The 20,405-nt window shown below is 63.1% G+C and carries 16 protein-coding genes; 3 read left to right on the top strand and 13 right to left on the bottom strand.

Going from position 1 to position 20,405, the window contains the following annotated elements:
- Positions 1 to 65 precede the first annotated feature (65 nt).
- A complete protein-coding gene (locus CKW30_RS16505) occupies positions 66 to 1,835 on the bottom strand; it encodes a flavin monoamine oxidase family protein (RefSeq protein WP_095181346.1) in 1,770 nt (589 codons plus the stop codon).
- A 223-nt stretch (positions 1,836 to 2,058) separates the two neighbouring features.
- Between CKW30_RS16505 and CKW30_RS16500 the strand changes: the two genes are divergently transcribed.
- Together CKW30_RS16500 and CKW30_RS16495 are read left to right on the top strand one after the other, a co-directional pair.
- A complete protein-coding gene (locus tag CKW30_RS16500; protein WP_095181345.1) occupies positions 2,059 to 3,465 on the top strand; it encodes an adenosylmethionine--8-amino-7-oxononanoate transaminase in 1,407 nt (468 codons plus the stop codon).
- A gap of 144 nt (positions 3,466 to 3,609) precedes the next feature.
- Positions 3,610 to 4,329 (top strand): 16S rRNA (uracil(1498)-N(3))-methyltransferase, encoded by a 720-nt coding sequence (locus CKW30_RS16495; protein WP_095181344.1) that lies wholly within the window; start codon positions 3,610 to 3,612, stop codon positions 4,327 to 4,329.
- 175 nt (positions 4,330 to 4,504) lie between these two features.
- On the opposite strand, the gene CKW30_RS16485 is transcribed toward CKW30_RS16495, so the two are convergent.
- A complete protein-coding gene (locus tag CKW30_RS16485) occupies positions 4,505 to 5,122 on the bottom strand; it encodes a hemolysin III family protein (RefSeq protein WP_039757573.1) in 618 nt (205 codons plus the stop codon).
- Between the two features lie 140 nt (positions 5,123 to 5,262).
- Between CKW30_RS16485 and CKW30_RS16480 the strand changes: the two genes are divergently transcribed.
- The gene (locus CKW30_RS16480; RefSeq protein ID WP_056786436.1) at positions 5,263 to 6,183 is read left to right on the top strand and encodes a LysR substrate-binding domain-containing protein; all 921 of its coding nucleotides are present in this window, start codon (positions 5,263 to 5,265) and stop codon (positions 6,181 to 6,183) included.
- Between the two features lie 198 nt (positions 6,184 to 6,381).
- Here CKW30_RS16480 and madM read toward each other — a convergent pair whose 3' ends face one another.
- The 11 genes from madM to CKW30_RS16425 form a co-directional block, all read right to left on the bottom strand.
- The gene (madM, locus tag CKW30_RS16475; RefSeq protein WP_041476796.1) at positions 6,382 to 7,146 is read right to left on the bottom strand and encodes a malonate transporter subunit MadM; all 765 of its coding nucleotides are present in this window, start codon (positions 7,144 to 7,146) and stop codon (positions 6,382 to 6,384) included.
- Positions 7,147 to 7,151: 5 nt separating this feature from the next.
- Positions 7,152 to 7,544, bottom strand: coding sequence for a malonate transporter subunit MadL (gene madL, locus CKW30_RS16470; RefSeq protein WP_016772756.1), 393 nt, complete (start codon positions 7,542 to 7,544; stop codon positions 7,152 to 7,154).
- Positions 7,545 to 7,611: 67 nt separating this feature from the next.
- Entirely contained in the window at positions 7,612 to 8,532 is a 921-nt protein-coding gene (gene mdcH / locus CKW30_RS16465; protein ID WP_095181343.1) for a malonate decarboxylase subunit epsilon, read from the bottom strand.
- On the bottom strand, positions 8,529 to 9,149 hold the full coding sequence (locus CKW30_RS16460) for a malonate decarboxylase holo-ACP synthase (protein ID WP_095181342.1): 621 nt from the start codon (positions 9,147 to 9,149) through the stop codon (positions 8,529 to 8,531). Before CKW30_RS16460 ends, mdcH begins: the two co-directional genes overlap by 4 nt.
- A complete protein-coding gene (gene mdcE / locus CKW30_RS16455; protein ID WP_095181341.1) occupies positions 9,143 to 9,928 on the bottom strand; it encodes a biotin-independent malonate decarboxylase subunit gamma in 786 nt (261 codons plus the stop codon). The genes CKW30_RS16460 and mdcE overlap by 7 nt, the downstream gene beginning before the upstream one ends.
- Positions 9,925 to 10,776: a biotin-independent malonate decarboxylase subunit beta gene (locus CKW30_RS16450; protein ID WP_095181340.1), complete on the bottom strand. Its 852-nt coding sequence runs from the start codon at positions 10,774 to 10,776 to the stop codon at positions 9,925 to 9,927. The genes mdcE and CKW30_RS16450 overlap by 4 nt, the downstream gene beginning before the upstream one ends.
- Positions 10,769 to 11,068, bottom strand: coding sequence for a malonate decarboxylase subunit delta (locus CKW30_RS16445; protein ID WP_041476801.1), 300 nt, complete (start codon positions 11,066 to 11,068; stop codon positions 10,769 to 10,771). Before CKW30_RS16445 ends, CKW30_RS16450 begins: the two co-directional genes overlap by 8 nt.
- Positions 11,068 to 11,925, bottom strand: a complete 858-nt coding sequence (locus CKW30_RS16440; protein WP_095181339.1) for a triphosphoribosyl-dephospho-CoA synthase — start codon at positions 11,923 to 11,925, stop codon at positions 11,068 to 11,070. Before CKW30_RS16440 ends, CKW30_RS16445 begins: the two co-directional genes overlap by 1 nt.
- Positions 11,925 to 13,595, bottom strand: a complete 1,671-nt coding sequence (mdcA, locus tag CKW30_RS16435) for a malonate decarboxylase subunit alpha (RefSeq protein ID WP_016772750.1) — start codon at positions 13,593 to 13,595, stop codon at positions 11,925 to 11,927. The genes CKW30_RS16440 and mdcA overlap by 1 nt, the downstream gene beginning before the upstream one ends.
- Positions 13,596 to 14,013: 418 nt before the next feature.
- Entirely contained in the window at positions 14,014 to 14,484 is a 471-nt protein-coding gene (locus CKW30_RS16430; protein ID WP_056786406.1) for a chemotaxis protein CheW, read from the bottom strand.
- Entirely contained in the window at positions 14,477 to 20,404 is a 5,928-nt protein-coding gene (locus CKW30_RS16425) for an Hpt domain-containing protein (RefSeq protein WP_095181338.1), read from the bottom strand. The genes CKW30_RS16430 and CKW30_RS16425 overlap by 8 nt, the downstream gene beginning before the upstream one ends.
- Position 20,405 lies beyond the last annotated feature (1 nt).

The raw sequence follows: 20,405 nt of genomic DNA, 5'->3' as shown, positions 1-20,405 counted from the left end.
GAAGGACTGAAACGCAGGGCAAAAAAAACGCGACCCGAGGGCCGCGTTTTCATGTGAACTAAGCCTTACTGCGCCTTGGTCTCGGTCGTTGCAGCAGGCTTGGCCGCTGGCTTCTTCGCCGGTTCAGCCTTCTTCGCCGCCGGTTTGGCCGCCGGCTTTTTCGTTTCGGTTTTGGCCGCAGGCTTCTTCGCTGCTGGCTTGGCCGCCGCTTTCTTCGCTGGCTCGGCTTTTACCGGGGCCGCTGGTTTCGGTGCTTCCACCGGCGCAGGTGCAGGTGCCGGGGTCGGCGCAGGCGCTGGAGCAACCGGAGCAGGTGCTGGCTCTGGCGCTTTCGCAGGCTCAGGCTTCTTCTCGTCATCCGAACCGCCGAACAGCTTGCTGAAGAAGTTGCCCTTCTTCGCCGCTACCGCACCCGCCGCGCCTGCCGCAGCTGCAGCCGGAACCACTTTGGCCGGTTCGAACGACTTGCCTGCCGCCAGATCTTCAACCTGGCTGGCCGCGCGCTGGCCGGTGCGCAGTGCGCCTTCCAAGGTGCCCGGGTACAAGGTGTCGGTGTGTTCACCGGCGAACGCTACGCGTTGCAGCGGACGTTCCCACAGGCGCCAGAACTTGCTGATCTGCCCCGGGCCGTAAGCCAGGTAGGCGCCGCCCATCGACGGGTCGGTGCTGTAGCGACGGATTTCATAACCGGTGAACGAGCCACGGGCCTGTGGGTAAAACGCGTGCAGACGGATCAGCACCTGATCGACCATCTGCTTGTCGCCGAACGCCTGCATCACACGGGCGTTATCGCCGGACAGGTTGATCACCACATTGGCGCCGCCCTTCAGCGCCGGCTCGATCCAGAGCATGCCCAGACCGGCATTGCTGTAGATCTCACCGGACATGCGCGACTTGCTTTCCCACACTGGCGTCTTGAACTTCAGCATGATCTGGTCGCGCCAGCCGTAGTTGGTGCCTTTGATCGCCGCCAGATGCTGGGCATCCAGCGCCGGGGTCAGGGCGATCTTGTTCAGCGCGCGCAGCGGTACCGCCAGCACAACGTAGTCGGCCTGATAGCCGACGCTGCCGACTTTGACGGTCACACCGTCCTTGTCCTGGATGATGGCCGAGACCGGCGAGCTGGTCTTGATGGTCTTGATCTGTTTGACGAAGGCCTGGGCCAGGACCTGGCTGCCGCCGACCAGACGCGAGGCGCGCAGGTCGCGGTCGGAAACGCCGCGATAGACGCGGTTCTGCTGAGCGAAATACAGCAGCGACAGACGCGAAGGCTCGTCGTAGTGGGTGCGAATGTCCTGGTTGATCAACTGACGCGCGGTGGCCGGCAGGTTCTGCTTGTCGAGCCAGCTCGATACGGTGATCTGGTCCAGTGCATGCAGGGTGGCGGTCGCTGCCGGGTTCTGCGGGTCGTCGATCGAGCGCGCCAGATCGTCGAGGGTTTTCTGGTAGCGCTTGAGCGCATCGGCGGTGGCTGGCTGCTTGGTGGCCAGATCAGCGGCGGAGAAATAATCGCCGTCGATCAGATAGCCTGGGGTACGGACGAATTCCGGCGCCGGCGTGGTGCCGAGCTTGAAGGTCGACACGTACTTGTTCAGCACCGGCTGGGTCTTGTCGTTGCCGATCCACTCGCTGGTGGCCATGCCCGAGCGCCCGCCCAGGCTCGGTTTGGCTTCCAGCAGGGTGACCTGCCAGCCTTTGTTCTGCAGTTCGTAAGCAGCGGTCAGACCCGACAGGCCGCCGCCGATCACGATCGCGGTTTTATCCTTGGCCAGCGCCGTAACGCTGAACAGCCCCAACATCACCAGCGCACAGGCGCGCAGCCAACCGACAGACATTCAGCGAACTCCGGAAAAACATGTGGGAAAAAGCAGTTTTGCGAGTCAGACGACTCAAAGAACCGCGAAGAATACGTTAGCCATCAAAACGCCGCCAGCGACGTCTATCGGCTCAGACAAAGTAGCTCAATCGACACAATGGGTTGTTCCCGCGCGATGCATTGCATAGGCTTGCGCGATTGTTCGCCCGCGCCTGACGCGAGCCGCCTCGAGGAGACTGTAAATGGGCCTGAATAACCAGTGGATGCAACGCGATCTCGCGGTGTTGTGGCATCCCTGCACCCAGATGAAAGACCACGAACAGCTGCCGCTGATCCCGATCAAGCGCGGCGAAGGCGTCTGGCTCGAAGACTTCGAAGGCAAGCGCTACCTCGACGCAGTCAGTTCCTGGTGGGTCAACGTGTTCGGCCACGCCAACCCGCGCATCAACCAGCGCATCAAGGATCAGGTCGATCAACTCGAACACGTGATCCTTGCCGGTTTCAGCCACCAGCCGGTGATCGAGCTGTCCGAGCGCCTGGTGAAGATGACCCCGCAAGGCCTGAACCGGGTGTTCTACGCCGATAACGGCTCGTCCTGCATCGAAGTCGCGCTGAAGATGAGCTTTCACTACTGGCTCAATCGCGGCCAGCCGAACAAGAAGCGCTTCGTCACCCTGACCAACAGCTACCACGGCGAGACCATGGCGGCGATGGCGGTCGGCGATGTGCCGCTGTTCACCGAGACCTACAAAGCGCTGCTGATGGACACCATCAAAGTGCCGAGCCCGGATTGCTACGGCCGGCCCGACGGCATGAGCTGGGAAGAACACTCACGCAATATGTTCGCGGCCATGGAACAGACGCTGGCAGAGAATCATGACAGCGTCGCGGCAGTGATCGTCGAGCCGTTGATTCAGGGCGCGGGCGGCATGCGCATGTATCACCCGGTGTACCTCAAGCTGTTGCGCGAGGCCTGCGACCGTTACGGCGTGCACCTGATCCACGACGAAATCGCCGTCGGCTTCGGCCGCACCGGAACGATGTTCGCCTGCGAACAGGCCGGCATCCGCCCGGACTTCCTCTGCCTGTCCAAAGCCCTCACCGGCGGCTACCTGCCGCTGGCCGCGTGCCTGACCACCGACGAGGTCTACAGCGCCTTCTACGACGACTACCCGACCCTGCGCGCCTTCCTCCACTCGCACAGCTACACCGGCAACCCGCTGGCCTGCGCGGCGGCATTGGCGACCCTGGATATCTTCGAGCAGGACAACGTCATCGAGAACAACAAAGCCTTGGCACAGCGCATGGCCTCGGCGACCGCGCATCTGGTCGATCACCCCAACGTCTCCGAAGTGCGCCAGACCGGCATGGTCCTGGCCATCGAGATGGTCAAGGATAAAGCCACCAAAGAGGCCTACCCTTGGCAGGAGCGTCGCGGTTTGAAGGTCTTCCAGCATGCGCTGGAGCGTGGCGCGTTGTTGCGCCCGCTGGGCAGCGTGGTGTATTTCCTGCCGCCGTATGTGATCACCCCGGAGCAGATCGACTTCCTCGCCGAAGTGGCCAGTGAAGGTATTGATATTGCTACGCGTGACAGCGTCAGTGTTGCGGTGCCGAAAGACTTCCATCCCGGCTTCCGCGATCCGGGCTGATCTATTTCACTTAAGCTTCAGCGGTGAACGGACTACCGTCATCGCTGGCAAGCCAGCTCCCACAGGTCCTGCGCAAGTCCTTGTGGGAGCTGGCTTGCCAGCGATAGGGCCGCCAGACTTTTACACTTTTTACAGAGACCCCGCATGAGACTGTCCCGCTTCTTTATCGACGCCCCGCTGAGCACTGGCGAACACGAACTGCCGGAGGCCCAGGCGCATTACATCAGCCGCGTGTTGCGCATGGTCGAGGGCGATGCGGTGCAGTTGTTCGACGGTTCCGGCCATGAATTTCGCGGGTCCTTGGTGGACGTCGGCAAGAAGCGCGTGGTCGTGCAGATCGACGAGCAATTCGCCGGGCAAATCGAATCGCCGCTACAGATCCACCTCGGCCAGGGCCTGTCCCGGGGCGAGCGCATGGACTGGGCGATTCAGAAAGCCACTGAGCTGGGCGTGACGCAAATCACCCCGATCTTCAGCGAACGCTGCGAAGTGCGGCTCAAGGACGAACGCGCCGACAAGCGCTTGCTGCATTGGCGCCAGGTGGCGATCAGCGCCTGCGAACAGTGCGGGCGTTCACGGGTGCCGGTGATTCATCCGCCAGTGTTGCTGGCGGACTGGCTCAAGCAGACCGAAGCCGAATTGAAACTGGTGCTGCATCCGGTCGCAGAACCGCTGGTCAGCCATGCCAAACCGGCGACGCTGGCGTTTCTGATCGGACCGGAAGGTGGGTTGACGGATGGCGAAGTCGAGCAGGCCAAAGGCAATGGCTTCCACGCCGCCCGCCTCGGCCCGCGCGTGTTGCGCACCGAGACCGCGCCGGTGGTGGCGTTGGCGGTGGCCCAGCAACTGTGGGGTGACTTCTAAGGCCCCTTCGCGAGCAGGCTCGCTCCCACATTGGATCTAGGGTGTTCACAAAACCAGAGTTCACTGAAGATTTATTGTGGGAGCGAGCCTGCTCGCGAAAGCGGTGTTTCATTCAACGAAGGTGTTGGCTGACCTGACGCCTTCGCGAGCAGGCTCGCTCCCACAGGGATTGCATTTACAGGACATAAAACAGAATCGCCACAAAGTGCAGCAGACTTCCCGCGATCACAAACAGATGCCAGATGCCATGGGCATGCCGCAGGCGGTGATCCAGGGCAAAGAAGATAATCCCCACCGTATACAAAACCCCGCCCGATGCCAGCCAGGCAAACCCGGCTGTGCCCAGTGCGGCAATCAGCGGTTTGACCGCGACCAGCACGATCCAGCCCATCACCGCGTAAATCACGATCGACAGAATCCGTGCCTCTGAGCGTGGTTTGATCTCTTGCAGGATGCCGATCAGCGCCAGCCCCCAGACAATCCCGAACAGCGTCCAGCCCCAAGGCCCGCGTAACGTCACCAGGCAGAACGGCGTGTAGCTGCCGGCGATCAGCAGGTAGATCGAGAAATGATCGACCTTCTTCATGATCGCTTTCTTGCGCCCGCGCACGCTGTGATACACGGTCGAGGCGCTGTAGAGCACCAGCAAAGTGAAGGCGTAGATCGCCACGCTGACGATCTTCCACGGACTGCCGTCGAGGCTGGCAATCACCAGCATCCATACGCCGCCGATAAACGCGGCGATGGCTCCGACCAGATGGGTCCAGGCGTTGAGTTTTTCCCCGTGATACATGTATTGCTCACCTCACATTCGTTACCGCAGCGCGCAAGGCTCGGGCCTTGAGCGTAAAAGCGCAATGTTTCTGTTCAACCTCGCCTGCGCGGCCCGCAGGAATTGGGCACAATCGGCCGATACCAAAAAGAGTCCGCGCCATGCTGATCGACGAAGAATTGACCCTGAAAAAACTCGAGGTGTTCCTCGCCTTCATGCGCACCGGCAACCTCGCCCGCGCCGCCGCCGAACTGCAGACCAGCAACGTCAGCGTGCACCGCGCCATTCACTCTTTGGAAAATGCTCTGCGCTGCCCGCTGTTCAAACACGAAGGGCGCAACCTGACGCCGCTGGAAAGCGCTTATGTGCTGGAAGAACGTGCGCAGAAGCTGATCAACGACGTCGTCGACAGCGTGCGCCTGACCCGCGAAGCCGCCGGTTTCTCCGCCGAGCGCTTCAAGCTCGGCTCGCTGTATTCGCTGACGGTGAAAACCGTGCCGCAGCTGATCATGGGCCTGAAAATCCGCCGCAGCGAACTCAACATCGACCTGATCCTCGGCTCGAACATCGACCTGCTCTACAAGCTGAAAAACATGGAAGTCGACGCGATTCTGGTGTCGCTGGACGACAGCATCAACGACCCCGATTGCGAACAGATTGCGCTGTTCTCCGACGACATCTTCCTCGCCACCCCGGCGGATTCAAAATTCGCTCAGCGCAGTGAAGTCGATCTGGCGGAAGTGCGTGATGAAACCTTCATCACCCTGACCCAGGGCTTCGCCACGCATCAGGATGGTGTGCGGGTATTCAAGCAAGCGGGGTTCGAACCGAAGGTGGCGATGCAAGTCAATGACATCTTCACCCTGCTGAGCATGGTCAGCTCGGGGGTGGGGTACGCCTTGTTGCCGGGGCGGATTGCGGCGGTGTACGAGAATCGGGTGAAGCTGATTCCGTTGCAGGAGAAGTACCGGTTGCAGCAGCACATTGGCGTGGTGTTTCTGAAGGCCAAGGAGCGTGACCCGAATTTGCTGGCGTTGCTGGCAGAGTGTCGGATGTATGCCAATCGGCAGGCTGGGGTTTAGATCAAGATCAAAATCAAGAGCTACCCCCTCACCCCAGCCCTCTCCCCCAAGGGGTAGAGGGGGAAAGGGAGCAGATCGGGGGCTTTTTCAGAACCTGAGTTCGACTTAGAAATTTCAGGTCGATGTATAACGCCAGAACAACTCGGTCAGTCCCCTCTCCCTCCGGGAGAGGGTTAGGGTGAGGGCAGCTTAAATTGACTAACCCATCAACCCGCGCATCGCCAGAAACAACAGCGAAGGCCCAAGCAGACACCCGAGCGCGGTGTAGAACGCCGCCGTCAGGCAACCGTACGGCACCAGCTTCGGATCGGTGGCCGCCAGGCCTCCGGCAACGCCGCTGGAGGTGCCCATCAAGCCACCGAAAATTACCGCACTGCGCGGGTTGTTCAGGCCGATCATCGGCGCCACGAAGGGTGTCATCACCATCACCAGAATCGCCTTGATCAGCCCCGCCGCAATCGACAGAGCCATCACCTCGGAGCTGGCACCAATCGCCGCACCGGTCACCGGGCCAACGATATAAGTCACGGCACCGGCGCCAATGGTGGTCAGGCTCACCGCATCGGTGTAGCCGAACGCCATCGCCACGCCGACGCCGGCGACGAACGAGGTGCCAACGCCGACAAACAGCGCCAGCACACCGACGAATCCGGCGCGTTTGAGCTCATCGACACTGACGCCAAACGCCGTCGCCACAATCGCGAAATCCCGCAGCATCGCACCGCCGAGCAGGCCGATGCCGGACAGCAGCGGAATATCCACCACGCCTTTTTGCCCACCGGTCAGTGCGCCGCCGATATACGACAGCACCAGCCCGAGCAGAATGGCGATCGCCGAACCGTGCAGACGGCCCTTGGTGAAGGTGTTGGACATCCAGTAGGACACCCACATGGTCAGGCCGACAATCAAAAAGCCGCTGATCAGACCGTAGCCGGTGATCACTTTCATCATTGATTCGTACATGGCGATTACCCCGCAGTCTTGGCAGGAGCAATCGGCGTCTCTTGCTTGTTGCCCATGCGCGTCAGCACCGGCACCAAGGCAAAAGCGATCACTACGGCGAGGGTGCCGGCAAGAATCGCCATCGGGCCGCCCTTCAGCGCACCGTAGACATTCTGCTGTGCGGCCATGGCGACCACGATGGGGATGTAGATCGCGCTCCAGAACTCCACGCCCTGCTCGGTCTTGCCCTTGAGCCAGCCGCTCTTGTAGAGATAGCTGCCCAGGCCGATCAACAGCAGCATCGCAATACCGACACCGCCGACATTGGCCGGCACGCCGATCAGCTTGCCGAGCAATTCACCGACCCAGATACCGACCAGCGTGCAAAAGGCGAGAAATGCCACACCGTAAATAATCATTGTTGTAGTCCTCAAAGTGCATCGTCGAATGTTGTTTTTGTTGTTCGAAGCTTGAGTCGCGGCGGTTTTAGAGTTGGCGGCCACCCTCCTCGCGCAACAGCGCTTGCAGGGTATCGAGGCGGGCACTGTCGAAGGCAGTGACGGTGCCCTGCTCGAACACCCGGCGCGCCAGCCCGGTCAGCACCGCACCGGGCGGCAGTTCGATCTGTAGACGTACGCCGCGCTCGTAGGCGCTTTGCACGGTGCCGCGCCAGTCCACCACGCGGCACATGTTGAAAGCGAGGTCGTCACGCAGCGCTTCGACTTTGCTCACAGGGCGGGCGCGGCTGCCGCTTAGATAGCCGATCCGTGGCGTTTTAAGTTCGACCCTGGCGAAGGCCTCGGCGAGCTCCTGCGCCGGTTTTTCCAGCAACGGGCAGTGCGACGGCACGCTCACCGCCAGCCGTTTCGCCACTCCGGCGCCGCGACTGCGCGCCAGTTCGGCCACCGCTTGCATGGCCTTGTCGCTGCCGGCGACGACCACTTGGTTATCCGCGTTGATGTTGGCCAGATACACCGGCGCATCTTCGCTGTGCACTTGCGCCAGCAGCGTTTCGACGGTGGATAACTGCAAGCCGATGATCGCGGTCATGCCGTAGCCCTGTGGATAAGCCTGTTGCATCAGCTCACCACGCAGGCTGACCAGATGCAGCGCATCGCTGAAACTCAAGGCCCCCGCCACCACCGCCGCCGGGTAGGCGCCGATGGAGAGGCCGGCGACGTAATCCGCGCTCAGTTCATCCTGCAATAACTGCCGCGAAGCAGCGACACCGGCGATCAGCAGGCACAGCTGAACCGCTCGTGTCGTGCGCAATGCCTCGGCACAATCCAGCAGCAAGACATCCTCGCCGAGCACATTACTGGCCTCGACCAGCGTTTCCCTTGGCAAACGCTGGAGCATGCCCGCTTGCTGCGCGCCCTGGCCGGGAAACACCAACAGGCTGCTCACGCTGCCTGCTCCTGCGGGTTCCACGGATCCGTCACCAGACAGGCCCGATAAGCATTTTTCAGCAGCACTCGGGACGAACCGCTGGCCCATTCCCGCAACGCCACAGCGCCGAACGGCGTCTGCAATTGCATGTCGACCCGGCACGCAGTTTGATCAAAAAGCGCGACCAGTTCGCGCGCCTGATCACGGCCGATCATCTGCGGCGCACGCAGAATCAGATCGAGATCACTGGCCGCATGCATTGCTCTGAAACCACTGGCCAATTCAAACCCGACACTGCCGCTGACACCCCAGACCCAACCGCCATCGTCGAGCAGCGGTCGCAGCTGTTTCAGCGCCTGCATCACCGGCAAATCACGCGGGCTATCAAGGTGGCATAGCGTTTCAGGACTGACGCGCCGCGTAATTGAATCAACCGGCATGAACGCCGCCAAGCGCTGCTCACGCGAAACGCCGCGCACACCCACCGCGACAAAACCGGCAGCACTCAACGCCCGCCGCACCACCACCGGTTGCCCGGCCGCCAGCGCCACGATCGCCCACGCCGGCGCATCCGCCGGCAACTGCGCCGGGGTCATGCCCCAGAGCAGATCGTGGGCCAGGGGCAGGTTCACCACTGCGCCCTCAGCAGTTCGCGGACGCGGCTGGAGGCGGCACGATTACTCGCACCAAGGCGCCCTTTCAAATCACTGCTGGCCACGTCGTTGATCGCTTGCTTGAGGCACTCACTCACGCGCGTCAGATCTTCCGCCGTCGGTTGTTCGATCTGCTGCACCGAGAGGGTTTCCCAGAGCAGGCCGAGGCTGGCGTAGCTGTCGATGTCGTAGGCCATCGGCGGCACGCTCGAGGCCAGCGCTTCCAGTTCTTCAACACTGCGCAATGTCACCCGCGCCGCCGAGGCCTTGCCCATCGCGTGGACCATCACGCCGGGATCGCGCAAAGCAATCAGGCGATTGGCCTGATAACCGTGGGCGAGAAACGCACCCGACATGGCCTTGCCCACCAGCAGCGCAATCACCGGATGCCCGGCCAATCGCGCACGAGCATAACTGTCCGCCGCGCCGGCCAGCGCCTGATGAATGCCGAGGGCTTCTTCGCGCCGGCCATACGCCTGGCTCGGCACATCGACGATGGCGATGATCGGGCGCTTCTTCGCGTTGTCGCGATCGGCGCTGATCGCGTCATCCACAGCCTTGGCCAGACCCCAGCCTTCGAGCAGACCGACCTCGCCATTGCGGGCGCGGGAAAAACGATTGTCCGGGTCGGCGACCACCGCGATAAAGCGGCCGAGCTCAGCGTCGGCGACTTTCAACGACGGCGGCAAACCTTCGACGACACTGGCGCCAGCGCTGAGCGCATTGAACCAGTGCAAACCGCGCAATGAATAACCGCTCATGAGCGCTCTCCTTGATACAGATCGCGAACCACCGAAGGCTCGATTTGCTCGTTCGTGTCCAGGCTCGCCAAGCGTTGCAGGAACCACTCGGCGCGCTGACTGCGCGGCTGTGCCGGCAGGCCTTGCTGGAGCAATTCACCGACCTGCTGACGAATTTGCGCCACGTCATCGCCGACATAACGGTCCACCAGTCCGGTGTTGAAACGCTGTTCGCCGCCGGTCAGGCTCCAGATGAAGGGCCGGTCGCGGGAGTCGTATTCCTCGATCCCGGCTTCCTGTTCGATCACCTGCGGGCCGTTCAGGCCGAGACGTGCTTCCTGGGTCACCAGCAAATAACTGCACAGCGCTGCGGCGATCGACATGCCGCCGAAGCAACCGACACTGCCGGCGACCACGCCGACCACCGGTTGGTATTGCTGCAGATCGACAATCGCCGCATGGATATCGGCAATCGCCGCCAGCCCTAGATTGGCTTCCTGCAAGCGCACGCCGCCGGTTTCCAGCAGCAATACGGCGCGGGTGGGGATGCCGTTGCGGTTGTCTTCAGCGGCCAGTTCCAGCGCACCGGCAATCTTCGCCCCGCCGACTTCGCCAAGGCTGCCGCCCTGAAACGCACCTTCAATCGCCGCGATGACCACCGGCAAACCGTCGAGACTGCCCTTGGCGATCACCACCCCGTCATCGGCCTGCGGCACCACGCCCTGGCGCTCGAGCCACGGCGACATGACCCGTTGAAACGGATCGAGCAGTTCGCGAAAGGTCCCGGCGTCGAGCAAGGCTTGCGCCCGCTGCCGTGCGCCGAGTTCGACGAAACTGTGTTTGTTGAGCAGCGCTGCGCTGTCAGTCATGGCCGATCTCCTCGAAACCCTGTTCCAGACGCAAGCGCACTACCCCCGGTGTCGCGCCGAAATCGTGGATATCGATGGCCATCGCCGGCGGCGTGGTGCCGTCGAACATCCGCGCAAACAGGTGCTGCCAGCGCAGCTGCGCGCCGTTGACCGAGGTCTGCACGTTGATCGTCAGTTTGCCGGCCAGACCCGGTTCGATCAGCACTTCCAGATCCCCCGAGCCGACACAGCCGACCAGCGCACGCCCGCGTGGCGGCTGCCCGGCGGGGAATTCAAACGATAGGTTTTCCATCAAAACGCTCCCTGAACAATGCCGGCGCGCTCGATGCGATCGAGCAGCAATGTGGCGGCGAGCAGGTCGGCGGCGCCACCGGGCGAGGCATTCAATGCGATGAGTTGTTGATCGAGTTCGTGCAGGCGCCGACGACCGCTGAGGCTGGCGCTGCCGCCGGCATCAAGCACCGCTTGCGCGCCGGCCTGCATGGCGTGCAGGCCCGGTTCCCCGGCGCGGTAAAGCACGCAGGTGTCAGCCAGTTCGGTCATGATCGCCAGCAACGCATCGAGCCGGGCGTTCTGTTCGCCGTGGCCGTTGGCGCGGCTTTTATGCAGTTGCGGCAGGCCGCGTTGCAGCACGGACGGGAAGCCGAGTTGCGCTTCCTCGCGAGCACCGCGTGCGCCGTAACGCTGGGCGACTTGTGCGCCGTGGCTGAGCGGCGTCGGTGCGTAGCGATCGTCGAGCAGTGCCAGGCGTGCGGCGCACAGGGCGATGGATTTCGGTTGCAGCGCGGCGGCTGTCACCAACAGTCCCAATGCCCAGATCGCGCCGCGATGGGTGTTGACGCCGTTGGTGGTGGCGAGCATCGCCTGTTCGCCCTCGCGACCGATGCGGCCAATCGCTTCGCGCAACGGCACACCGACTTCGCCGATCTCCAGCGCCGCCTCGGCCATTTCCTTGAATGCCGGCCACAATGCCAGCGCCGACGCGTGCATCAGGCCCAGGTGCAGATCGGTGTGTGCGCCATTGCCGCGACGGTCGACCAGCGCCGGTTTCGGCGACAGATCGGCTTCGTCGATCAGCGCGTCCACCGCCAGATCGGCCAAGCGGTCAGCCAGGGACAGCGGTTTCGCTTGCAGGTTGAATGCGTGCATTACCAGCTCCTGAATTTGGCGGGCGGGTTGTACAGGCCGCCGGACCACTCGACCAGATCGGCCACGCTTTTCGCCGCGAGCAATTCGCGGGTGGCGTCGGTGCGGCGGATGCCAAGGTCTTCGGGCAAGGCGATCAGGCCTTCGCGGCGCATGCGTTCGGTGTCTTTCGGGTTGTGCCGCAGGCCGATGGCGGTAACCCCGGCGACCGCTGCGATCATCGCCTGGCGCTCTTCCAGCGAGCGCGCCTTGTACAGGTAGGCGATGCCTTCTTCGGTGAGCAGGTGGGTAACGTCGTCGCCGTAGATCATGATCGGCGCCAGCGGCATGCCGCTTTTCTTCGCCACTTCCACCGCGTCGAGGGTTTCGACAAAGGTCGGTTTGCCGCCCTCCTGGAAGGTCTCGACCATTTGCACCACGAGTTTCTTGCCGCGTTCGAGCATCGGTTGCGGCCCATCGGCGTGGCGCATGTCCAGCCACGCCGGGGTGCCGTGACGGCGGCCGCGCGGGTCGTGACCCATGTTTGGCGCACCACCGAAACCGGCGAGACGGCCCCGAGTCACCGTCGAGGAATGGCCGTCGCCGTCGACTTGCAACGTCGCGCCGATAAACAGATCCACCGCGTATTGCCCGGCCAGTTGGCAGACCATACGGTTGGAGCGCAGCGAGCCGTCGCGGCCAGTGAAGAACACATCCGGCCGAGCGGCAATGTAGTTTTCCATGCCCAGTTCGGTGCCGAAGCAATGCACGCTCTCGACCCAGCCGCTTTCGATCGCCGGAATCAGCGTCGGGTGCGGGTTGAGCGTCCAGTTGCGGCAGATCTTGCCTTTCAAACCGAGGGACTCGCCGTAGGTCGGCAGGATCAATTCGATGGCGGCGGTGTTGAAACCGATGCCGTGGTTGAGTGACTGCACATTGTGTTTTTCGTAGATCCCGCGAATCGCCATCATCGCCATCAGCACGTGCACAGGCTTGATGTGGCGTGGGTCGCGGGTGAACAGCGGTTCGATGTAGAACGGCTTGTCGGCGACCACAACGAAATCGACCCACGACGCCGGGATGTCTACGCGAGGCAGCTCGCTGACGTCATCGACCAATTGGTTGACCTGGACGATAACGATACCGTCGCTGAACGCCGCCGGTTCGATCAGTGCGGGGGTGTCTTCGGTGCTCGGGCCGGTGTAGATGTTGCCAGCGCGGTCGGCCATGAAGCCGGCCGAGAGCACAACGTTGGGGATCAGGTCCACGACGAGGCGGGCGTAGAGTTCGATGTACGTGTGAATGGCGCCGACTTCGAGCAAGCCATCTTCGAGCAATTGGCTGATGCGCAGGCTCTGGGTGCCGGCGAAGGAGAAATCGAGCTTGCGGGCGATGCCGCGTTCGAACAGATCAAGGTGCTCGGAGCGGCCGACGCTGGGCATGATCATGTGCAGATCGTGGAGCTTGGCCGGGTCGGCCTTGGCCAGCGAACGCGAGAGGAAATCCGCCTGCTTCTGGTTGTTGCCCTCCAGCACCACGCGGTCGCCGGGGTGGATCAGCGCTTCGAGCGCGGCGACGATCTTGTCGCTAGGCAACACCGCGCCATCGGCGAGCCCGCGCACCTTGTCGAGCCGGCGCTGCTTTTCGTCACGCCGCCGCGTCCAGCGCGAGTCGGGGGAAATTGTTGTTGTCATGCTCACTCCACGGGGTTCGCTGTCGTGGAGCCAAGTTAGGCGTGTGTGGTGAGGGCATCAATCAAGCTGGGTGGTGAATCATTACGCTGAGCGTAACGTTCAAAAGCTACCCTCACCCTAGCCCTCTCCCGGAGGGAGAGGGGACTGATTGAGGGATGCTTGGGAATGACGCTGACCTGAACCCGTTGTAGTGAATCCATAATCGACTCGGTCATTCAGGTCGACGTAGGACGCGAGACACCTCGGTCGGCTCCCTCTCCCTTTGGGAGAGGGCTGGGGTGAGGGGCTTTTGATCGTTCCCACGCTCTGCGTGGGAATGCCTCCACGGACGCTCCGCGTTCGGCTCTTGATGGGACGCGGAGCGTCCCGGGCTGCATTCCCACGCAGCGCGTGGCAACGATCAAGCGAAAGCCTTGGATCAGCGGGCCAATCCCGCATCCACCAGTAACTGCTCCAGCCCCAACAAATCCGGCACCTTCGCCACCTGCTCGCCGACCTGCACCGCCGCCTGCTCCAGCGCACACAACGGCACATCCACGTAACTCAACTGACTGTCGAGCTTGTACGACCGAGGAATCCCCTGCACCAACAGGGCGATGAATCTGAGCTGCGGCAAGCCGCCCAGCGCATTCAGGATGACGATCCGCGCCCGTTCGCCGATGACGATTTTCTGCCCGCAGGCCGATTCGAAACTGATCAGCGGAATCTGCCGCTCGCGCCACGTTACCCGGCCCAGGTACCACGGCGGCGTGTCGAGATCGAAGGCGCTGGCCTGGTAGTCGATCAGCTCGGCGATGGCGACATTGGGCAGGATCAGGTTGCGATCGGCCAGCGGCAGCAACAGCCCGGTGAGCTGGCTGGTGCGCGGGTTGTGCCGGTGCTCATGCATGTTTCTTGCTCCACTGGGCGATGCTCTCCAGCAACACCGATTCCTGATACGGCTTGCCGAGGTAGTCGTTGACGCCGATGGCCATGGCGCGGTCGCGGTGTTTCTGCCCGGTGCGCGAGGTGATCATGATGATTGGCAAGTGGCGCAGGCGTTCGTCGGCGCGCACCTGGGTGGCGACTTCGAAGCCGTCCATGCGCGGCATTTCGATGTCGAGCAGCATCAGGTCGGGCGTGTGTTCTTCGAGGAGCAGCATCGCATCGACGCCGTCCTTGGCGGTCAGCACGTTCATGCCGTGGCGCTCGAGCAAACGGCTGGTGACCTTGCGCACCGTCACCGAGTCATCGACGACCATAATCAGCAACGGCTTGTGCGGTTCGCTGTCGATCTCCGTGGGCGTCGGTTCCTGCGCCAGCCGCGCCTGCATCGCGCGGATCGGTGCGAGCAGATCCAGAATCAGCACCACCCGGCCGTCGCCGAGAATCGTCGCCCCCGACACGCCCTGCACCGCCGCGAACTGCGGGCCGAGGCTCTTGACCACGATCTCGCGAGTGCCGGCCATGGCGTCGACCAGCACGGCAATGTGGCGGTCGTTGCAATGCACCAGCAGCACCGGCAACGGCAGGTTCTGCCCGAGCAGTTTTGGCCGTGGCGCAGTCTTCAACAGCTCGCCGAGATAGCACAGCTCATACCGCTGGCCGCCGTATTGATAGCTCGGTGGATCGTGACGGAAATGCCCTTCCAGATCATTCGGCAACACGCGCACGATGCCTTCGATGGTGTTCAGCGGAATCGCGTACTGATCCTCGCCGCACTGCACCATCAGTGCGCGGTTGACCGACACGGTGAACGGCAGGCGAATGCGGAAATGCACGCCCTGCCCCGGCACCGAATCGATACTCATGCTGCCGCCGAGCTGACGCACCTCTTCGTGGACCACGTCCATGCCGACGCCACGCCCGGAAATCTGGGTGATTTTTTCCGCCGTGGAGAAACCCGGCTGAAGGATGAACTGCAACACGTCGCGGTCGCTGATCTCGGCGTCGGGCGCCAGCAAGCCGCGTTTGATCGCCTTGCGCCGCACGGCTTCCAGCGGCACCCCGGCGCCGTCGTCGCGGATGTCGAAAACGATGTCACCGCCTTCGCGGGACAGATCAAGGGTGATCTGCCCTTGCGCCGGTTTGCCTGCCGCCAGCCGCACATCGGCGGGTTCGAGGCCATGGTCGACGGCGTTGCGCAGCATGTGTTCCAGCGGCGCGGCCATGCGTTCCAGCACATTGCGATCCATCTCGCCATCGGCATTGCCGACGACAAAAGCGACATCCTTGCCCAGCTCTTCGGCGACCTGACGAACGATGCGTTTCAGACGCGGCACCATGCGTTCGAACGGCACCATGCGCGTACGCATAAGGCCTTCCTGCAGCTCGGTGTTGATCCGACCCTGTTGTTGCAACAGGTTTTCTGCGTCGTGATTGCGGCGGTCGAGGGTTTCCTTGAGGTCGAGCAGGTCCGAGGCGGATTCGAACAGCGCCCGCGACAATTGCTGCAACTGCGAATGGCGATCCATTTCCAGCGGATCGAAGTCTTCATAACCGAGGCGTTCGCCATCGACTTGCTGGCGGCTGAGAATGCGCCCCTGGGTTTCGGTGTCGAGGCGGCGCAACTGATCACGCATACGCTCGATGGTGGTTTCCATCTCGTTGAGGGCAATCTGCGCATCGTTGACCTGCTGCTCGATTCGCCCACGGAAGATCGAGGTTTCCCCGGCCAGATTGACCAGCTCATCGAGCAGTTCGGACGAAACCTTGACCATGTCCGCGCCAGCATCGGCGGCCGGTGGCGCAGCCTCGGGCTTGGCCACCGGTGCCGCGACCGGCGCCTCGACCGGCGCCGGCGGCGCCTCAACCTGCACCGGGTGACTGAAATTCTGGATCGCATTGATCAGCCGATCGGCCGGCGGGCACGGTTGCCCGGCGCGCACACCATCGAGCATTTGCGCCAGTCGGTCATGGCCGCGCTGCACCAGCGCGAACAGTTCGGCAGACGGTTGCAGCGCACCGCTAGAGAGGCTTTCGTAGAGAAATTCCAGCTCATGGGCGAGGTCGCCGATCGGGCCGATTTCGACCATCCGCGCGCCACCCTTGAGGGTGTGTAGATCGCGCAGCAGGGTTTCAATCTCCTGACGGTTACCCGGCTCGGCCTGCCAGCGCAACAGCGCGGCGCCGGAGCTTTCGATGATGTCGAAACCTTCTTCGAGGAAGATTTCCAACAGTTCCGGGTCATGCCCGGCGTTGTCGTGTTCGACCGCTGCGGGGGCAGATTCGCTGGCGGCCTGGCCCTGACGCAATTGACGGATCGCGTCGATCAGATCCTGCGCCGGGGTCAGCGCTTGATGCGCTTGCAGTTGCTCCAGCATCAGCGCCAAACGCTCGTGACTTTGCTGGAGCAAACCTTCGAGCACGACGCTGTGGCTGTAACGCCGATCGACCAGCCCTTCGTAGAGGTTTTCCAGCTCCTGGGCAAGGTCGCCGACGGCCTCGACTTCGGCCATGCGCGCGCCGCCATTCAGCGTGTGCAAGTCGCGCTGCAATGACGACAGCGGCGCGGCGTTGTCCGGATCCTTGCGCCAGCGCTGCAAGGCTTGCCCGGCGCTGTCGAGAATGTCCACCGCCTCTTCAAGGAAGATTTCGACGATCTCGTCGTCAGGCTCAAGGGCGGCAACCGATTGCTGCAATTGCGCGGTGGCGCTGCCCAGTTCGCGAATGTCCAGGGTGCGGCTGCCGTCGCTGCGGATCAGGCCCATCGCCGCCGGGTCGAGGCCTTCGTCGAGCAGTTCCTGCAAGGCACGAATCCGCTCCGGTTGCGCGGTGATTTCCTGGCCGGCAGCGAGTTCGTCGAGCATGTTGATCAGCGCTTCGTGGGCCAGTTGCGCCTCGTGGAAAAACCGCTCACTGACCGCCAGGCTGCTTTCTTCCACCGCGCCATACAGGTCGAGCAAAGCTTCGCAGAGGCCATCGACCGCCAGCAGATCGGCAAGGTGCGCGCCTTCGCCGAGGGTGGTCAGTTCATCGAGCAAGGCGCTGAGTTCCTGGCGCTCGCCGGGGTGTTGCTGCCAGCGCTGCAAGAGGTTTTCGGCGTCGAGGAGGATGTCCATGCCCTGGGCGAGGAAGTTGTTGATCAGTTGCGGATCGCGCTTGAGGCGCAGGCCGCTGTCAGCGCCATCGGAGCTGGCTTGCAGGCGCTCGGCGAGCAGCGCCTCGGTGCGTTTGATCAGCGACTGCGCACCGACAATCGGCGCCAGCGGATCGTGTTTGAGCTGACGCAGGCCGACGCGGAACAAGCCCTCGGCTTCGAGCAGTAGTTCGACCTCGTCCAGATCCAGCGGCAACTGGTGCGCCTTGAACTCGCGGGCCAGTTGATCCAGCGAAGCCGCCAGTTCGGCCATCGGCAATACGCCGGCCATCGAGGCACTGCCCTTGAGCGTGTGCAGCGCCCGTTGCAGCTCGTCGCTGGCCGGCAACGGCACCCGTTCGGCGGCCTGATCGAGGAAACGGTTGAGGCTGGCGAGGTGGGTTTCGGCTTCTTTGCGGAAGATTTCCAGCAGCAGCGGATCGAGCGCGGCGACGTCGTCGGTGTCTTCGGCAGCCAGCGGTTCATCGCCTTTGGCCAACGCGTGGGCCCGGGCGGCGAGTTGGTCGACATCGTTGCGCTGGCGCTGACGCTGGGTGGCGAATTCGTTGATCAGCTCGGGCAGCAGCAACAGCGTGTCGCCGAGCAATTGGCGCAGCACTGCGCCGGGCTCGACGCTTTGTTCGAGCACGCGGTTGAGCAGGTTTTCCACGGCCCAGGCCAGTTCGCCAAGGACCAACGCGCGGACCATGCGCCCGCTGCCCTTCAAGGTATGGAAGGCCCGACGCAGCTCAATCAGGGCGGCGCGGTCCTGGGGATTGGCGCTCCAGCGCGGCAGGTATTCGTGGAGGACCGCGAGGACTTCGTCGGTCTCTTCGAGGAATACTTCGCGCAGTTCATCGTCGACCGGTTCTTCATCGGTCGGCGGCGGCATCAGGCTGTCAGGGGTGTTGCGCGCCGGCGGGTTGAGCGCCGACACCGGGCTGGCCAGCACCTCGGCGAGCGACTGCACGACGTCAGGGTCGTCAAGGGTTTGCAGATTCTGCATGAGCTGCGCTTCGCTGGGGCTGAGTACCTCATCAAGCACCGGCACTTGCGCTTCGCCGGGCTGCTCGTTAGCGAAGAAGCCGAGGCTGGCGAGGCTGTTTTGCGCGACATCGAGCAGATGCTCGGCGGGCGCCTGCGGGTCGTCGCCAAGGCGTTCGAGGTAATACTCGAGGCTGCTGATCACATCGGCCAGATGATCGAGTTGTTCCCAGCCCGGTTCGTGGGCATCGAGCATCAAATGCTCGCGAATGAAACCGTTGCAGGCCTCGACCAGACTCGCCGCACGGGCCAGCGGAATCATCGCCAGCGCGCCGCGCACCTGCGTCAGCAGTTCGGGCAGCGGTTGCAGATGCTGGCGGTCCCAATCGGCGTCGATGTAATCGACGATCATGTCCTTGGCCTGTTGCAGGCAGATGCGCGCTTCCTTGATTACGATCTGATGGATCTGCGTCAGGTCGGTGGTCGGCAGGCGCGCGTCTTCGGCGCTTTGCGTCTCCACCGTGCCGACCATGCCGGCCAGCGTCGCTTCGACGTAGAGCAAGGCCCCGGCGACGTCCATGAGAATCGCGTCGTTCGGTTCGCGCTGGCCTTGGGCGAGGCTGAGCACCACTGCCAGTTGGTCGATGATGACTTTGCGCGGCTGGCCGAAACCCAGTACCGCGAGGGTGTCGGCGATCTGTCGCAGCGGCGCGAGCAGGCTGTCCAGATCCGAAGCGTGCTGGCGGTCACTGCGCACGAACAGATCGAGGCGCTCCTTGACCCGCACCAGCTCTTCGCACAGCGCCGCCAGCACCGAGCGCATGGCATCGCGGTCGGGGCCGGCGAGGCGCGCGCGTTCTTCATCGACCATCGCGCTGTCGGGCAACGCGTCGTCCAGGGAGTAGTGATCTTTCATGGTCAGCATCTGCCCGGTGGGATGTTCGGCTTTGGCAATATAGAACAACAGGCTTTTCAGCAGCTCGGCCGGCGCCGGTTGATTGAGCCCGACGATGCCCTGCTCGAGCAGGCGCTTGAGCTCTTGGTCGGCGTCCTTGAACAGGCTGCGCAGCGCCGGACTGTTGGCGATGACGCCCTCGCGCATGCCCTCGACCAATGCCGAGGCGATTTGCCACAAAGGGCTCAACGGCGCATCGCCGCTCAGTGCTTCGAGACGGCTGAAGACTTTGGCCAGATAGCCAAGGTGCGTCTGGTCGTCCTGTTCGCGCAGCAGACCGACCAGAGCCATTTGCAGCATCTGCCGCAGTTTGCGCAGTACGTTCGGCAGATCGGGCGGTTCCAGCGCGGCGAGTGCCCCGTCGCCGAGCGGCGCCAGCTCGGGCAGTGGCGGGCTGAACAGGCTGGTTTCCGCCAGCAGGCTTTCACCACGGGCGCTGCGCAGGTCGTTGATCAGCGGCAACACCACCAACGGCAGGTCGCGGCGGGCGCTCTGCACGCGGTCGAGGTAAAGCGGCAGTTGCCCCAAGGCTTGCAGCATCAGGTGCAAGGCTTCGTCGCGGTGTGGCACGCGTTGATGTTGCAGGGCTTCGACCAGATGCTCCATTTCTTCGGCAAGCAACGCTGCGCCGTAGAACTCGACCATTTGCAGGCTGCCGTGGACCTGATGAATGTAGGCCAGGCACTCGTCCAGCCCGGGGAAGGCCTGCGGATCGTCAAGCACGGCCTCGATCGCCTGATGCGCCAGCTTCAGCGTTTCGGCAATTTCGCCCTTGACCCATTCCAGGGCCACGTAGTCGTGCCGATCACCCATA

It is taken from the genome of Pseudomonas sp. Irchel 3F6, assembly GCF_900187595.1.
Lineage (GTDB): Bacteria > Pseudomonadota > Gammaproteobacteria > Pseudomonadales > Pseudomonadaceae > Aquipseudomonas > Aquipseudomonas siliginis.
This window is presented reverse-complemented; position numbering and strand designations above follow the sequence as displayed.

Excerpts from the sequence above, each read along its gene's own strand:
- CKW30_RS16495 (WP_095181344.1), top strand. The coding sequence starts at position 3,610 with ATGAGACTGTCCCGCTTCTTTATCGACGCCCCGCTGAGCACTGGCGAA.
- CKW30_RS16485 (WP_039757573.1), bottom strand. The coding sequence starts at position 5,122 with ATGTATCACGGGGAAAAACTCAACGCCTGGACCCATCTGGTCGGAGCC.
- CKW30_RS16480 (WP_056786436.1), top strand. The coding sequence starts at position 5,263 with ATGCTGATCGACGAAGAATTGACCCTGAAAAAACTCGAGGTGTTCCTC.
- CKW30_RS16450 (WP_095181340.1), bottom strand. The coding sequence starts at position 10,776 with ATGACTGACAGCGCAGCGCTGCTCAACAAACACAGTTTCGTCGAACTC.
- madM (WP_041476796.1), bottom strand. The coding sequence starts at position 7,146 with ATGTACGAATCAATGATGAAAGTGATCACCGGCTACGGTCTGATCAGC.
- mdcA (WP_016772750.1), bottom strand. The coding sequence starts at position 13,595 with ATGACAACAACAATTTCCCCCGACTCGCGCTGGACGCGGCGGCGTGAC.
- CKW30_RS16430 (WP_056786406.1), bottom strand. The coding sequence starts at position 14,484 with ATGCATGAGCACCGGCACAACCCGCGCACCAGCCAGCTCACCGGGCTG.
- CKW30_RS16425 (WP_095181338.1), bottom strand. The coding sequence starts at position 20,404 with ATGGGTGATCGGCACGACTACGTGGCCCTGGAATGGGTCAAGGGCGAA.
- mdcE (WP_095181341.1), bottom strand. The coding sequence starts at position 9,928 with ATGAGCGGTTATTCATTGCGCGGTTTGCACTGGTTCAATGCGCTCAGC.
- madL (WP_016772756.1), bottom strand. The coding sequence starts at position 7,544 with ATGATTATTTACGGTGTGGCATTTCTCGCCTTTTGCACGCTGGTCGGT.
- CKW30_RS16500 (WP_095181345.1), top strand. The coding sequence starts at position 2,059 with ATGGGCCTGAATAACCAGTGGATGCAACGCGATCTCGCGGTGTTGTGG.
- CKW30_RS16440 (WP_095181339.1), bottom strand. The coding sequence starts at position 11,925 with ATGCACGCATTCAACCTGCAAGCGAAACCGCTGTCCCTGGCTGACCGC.
- CKW30_RS16445 (WP_041476801.1), bottom strand. The coding sequence starts at position 11,068 with ATGGAAAACCTATCGTTTGAATTCCCCGCCGGGCAGCCGCCACGCGGG.
- CKW30_RS16505 (WP_095181346.1), bottom strand. The coding sequence starts at position 1,835 with ATGTCTGTCGGTTGGCTGCGCGCCTGTGCGCTGGTGATGTTGGGGCTG.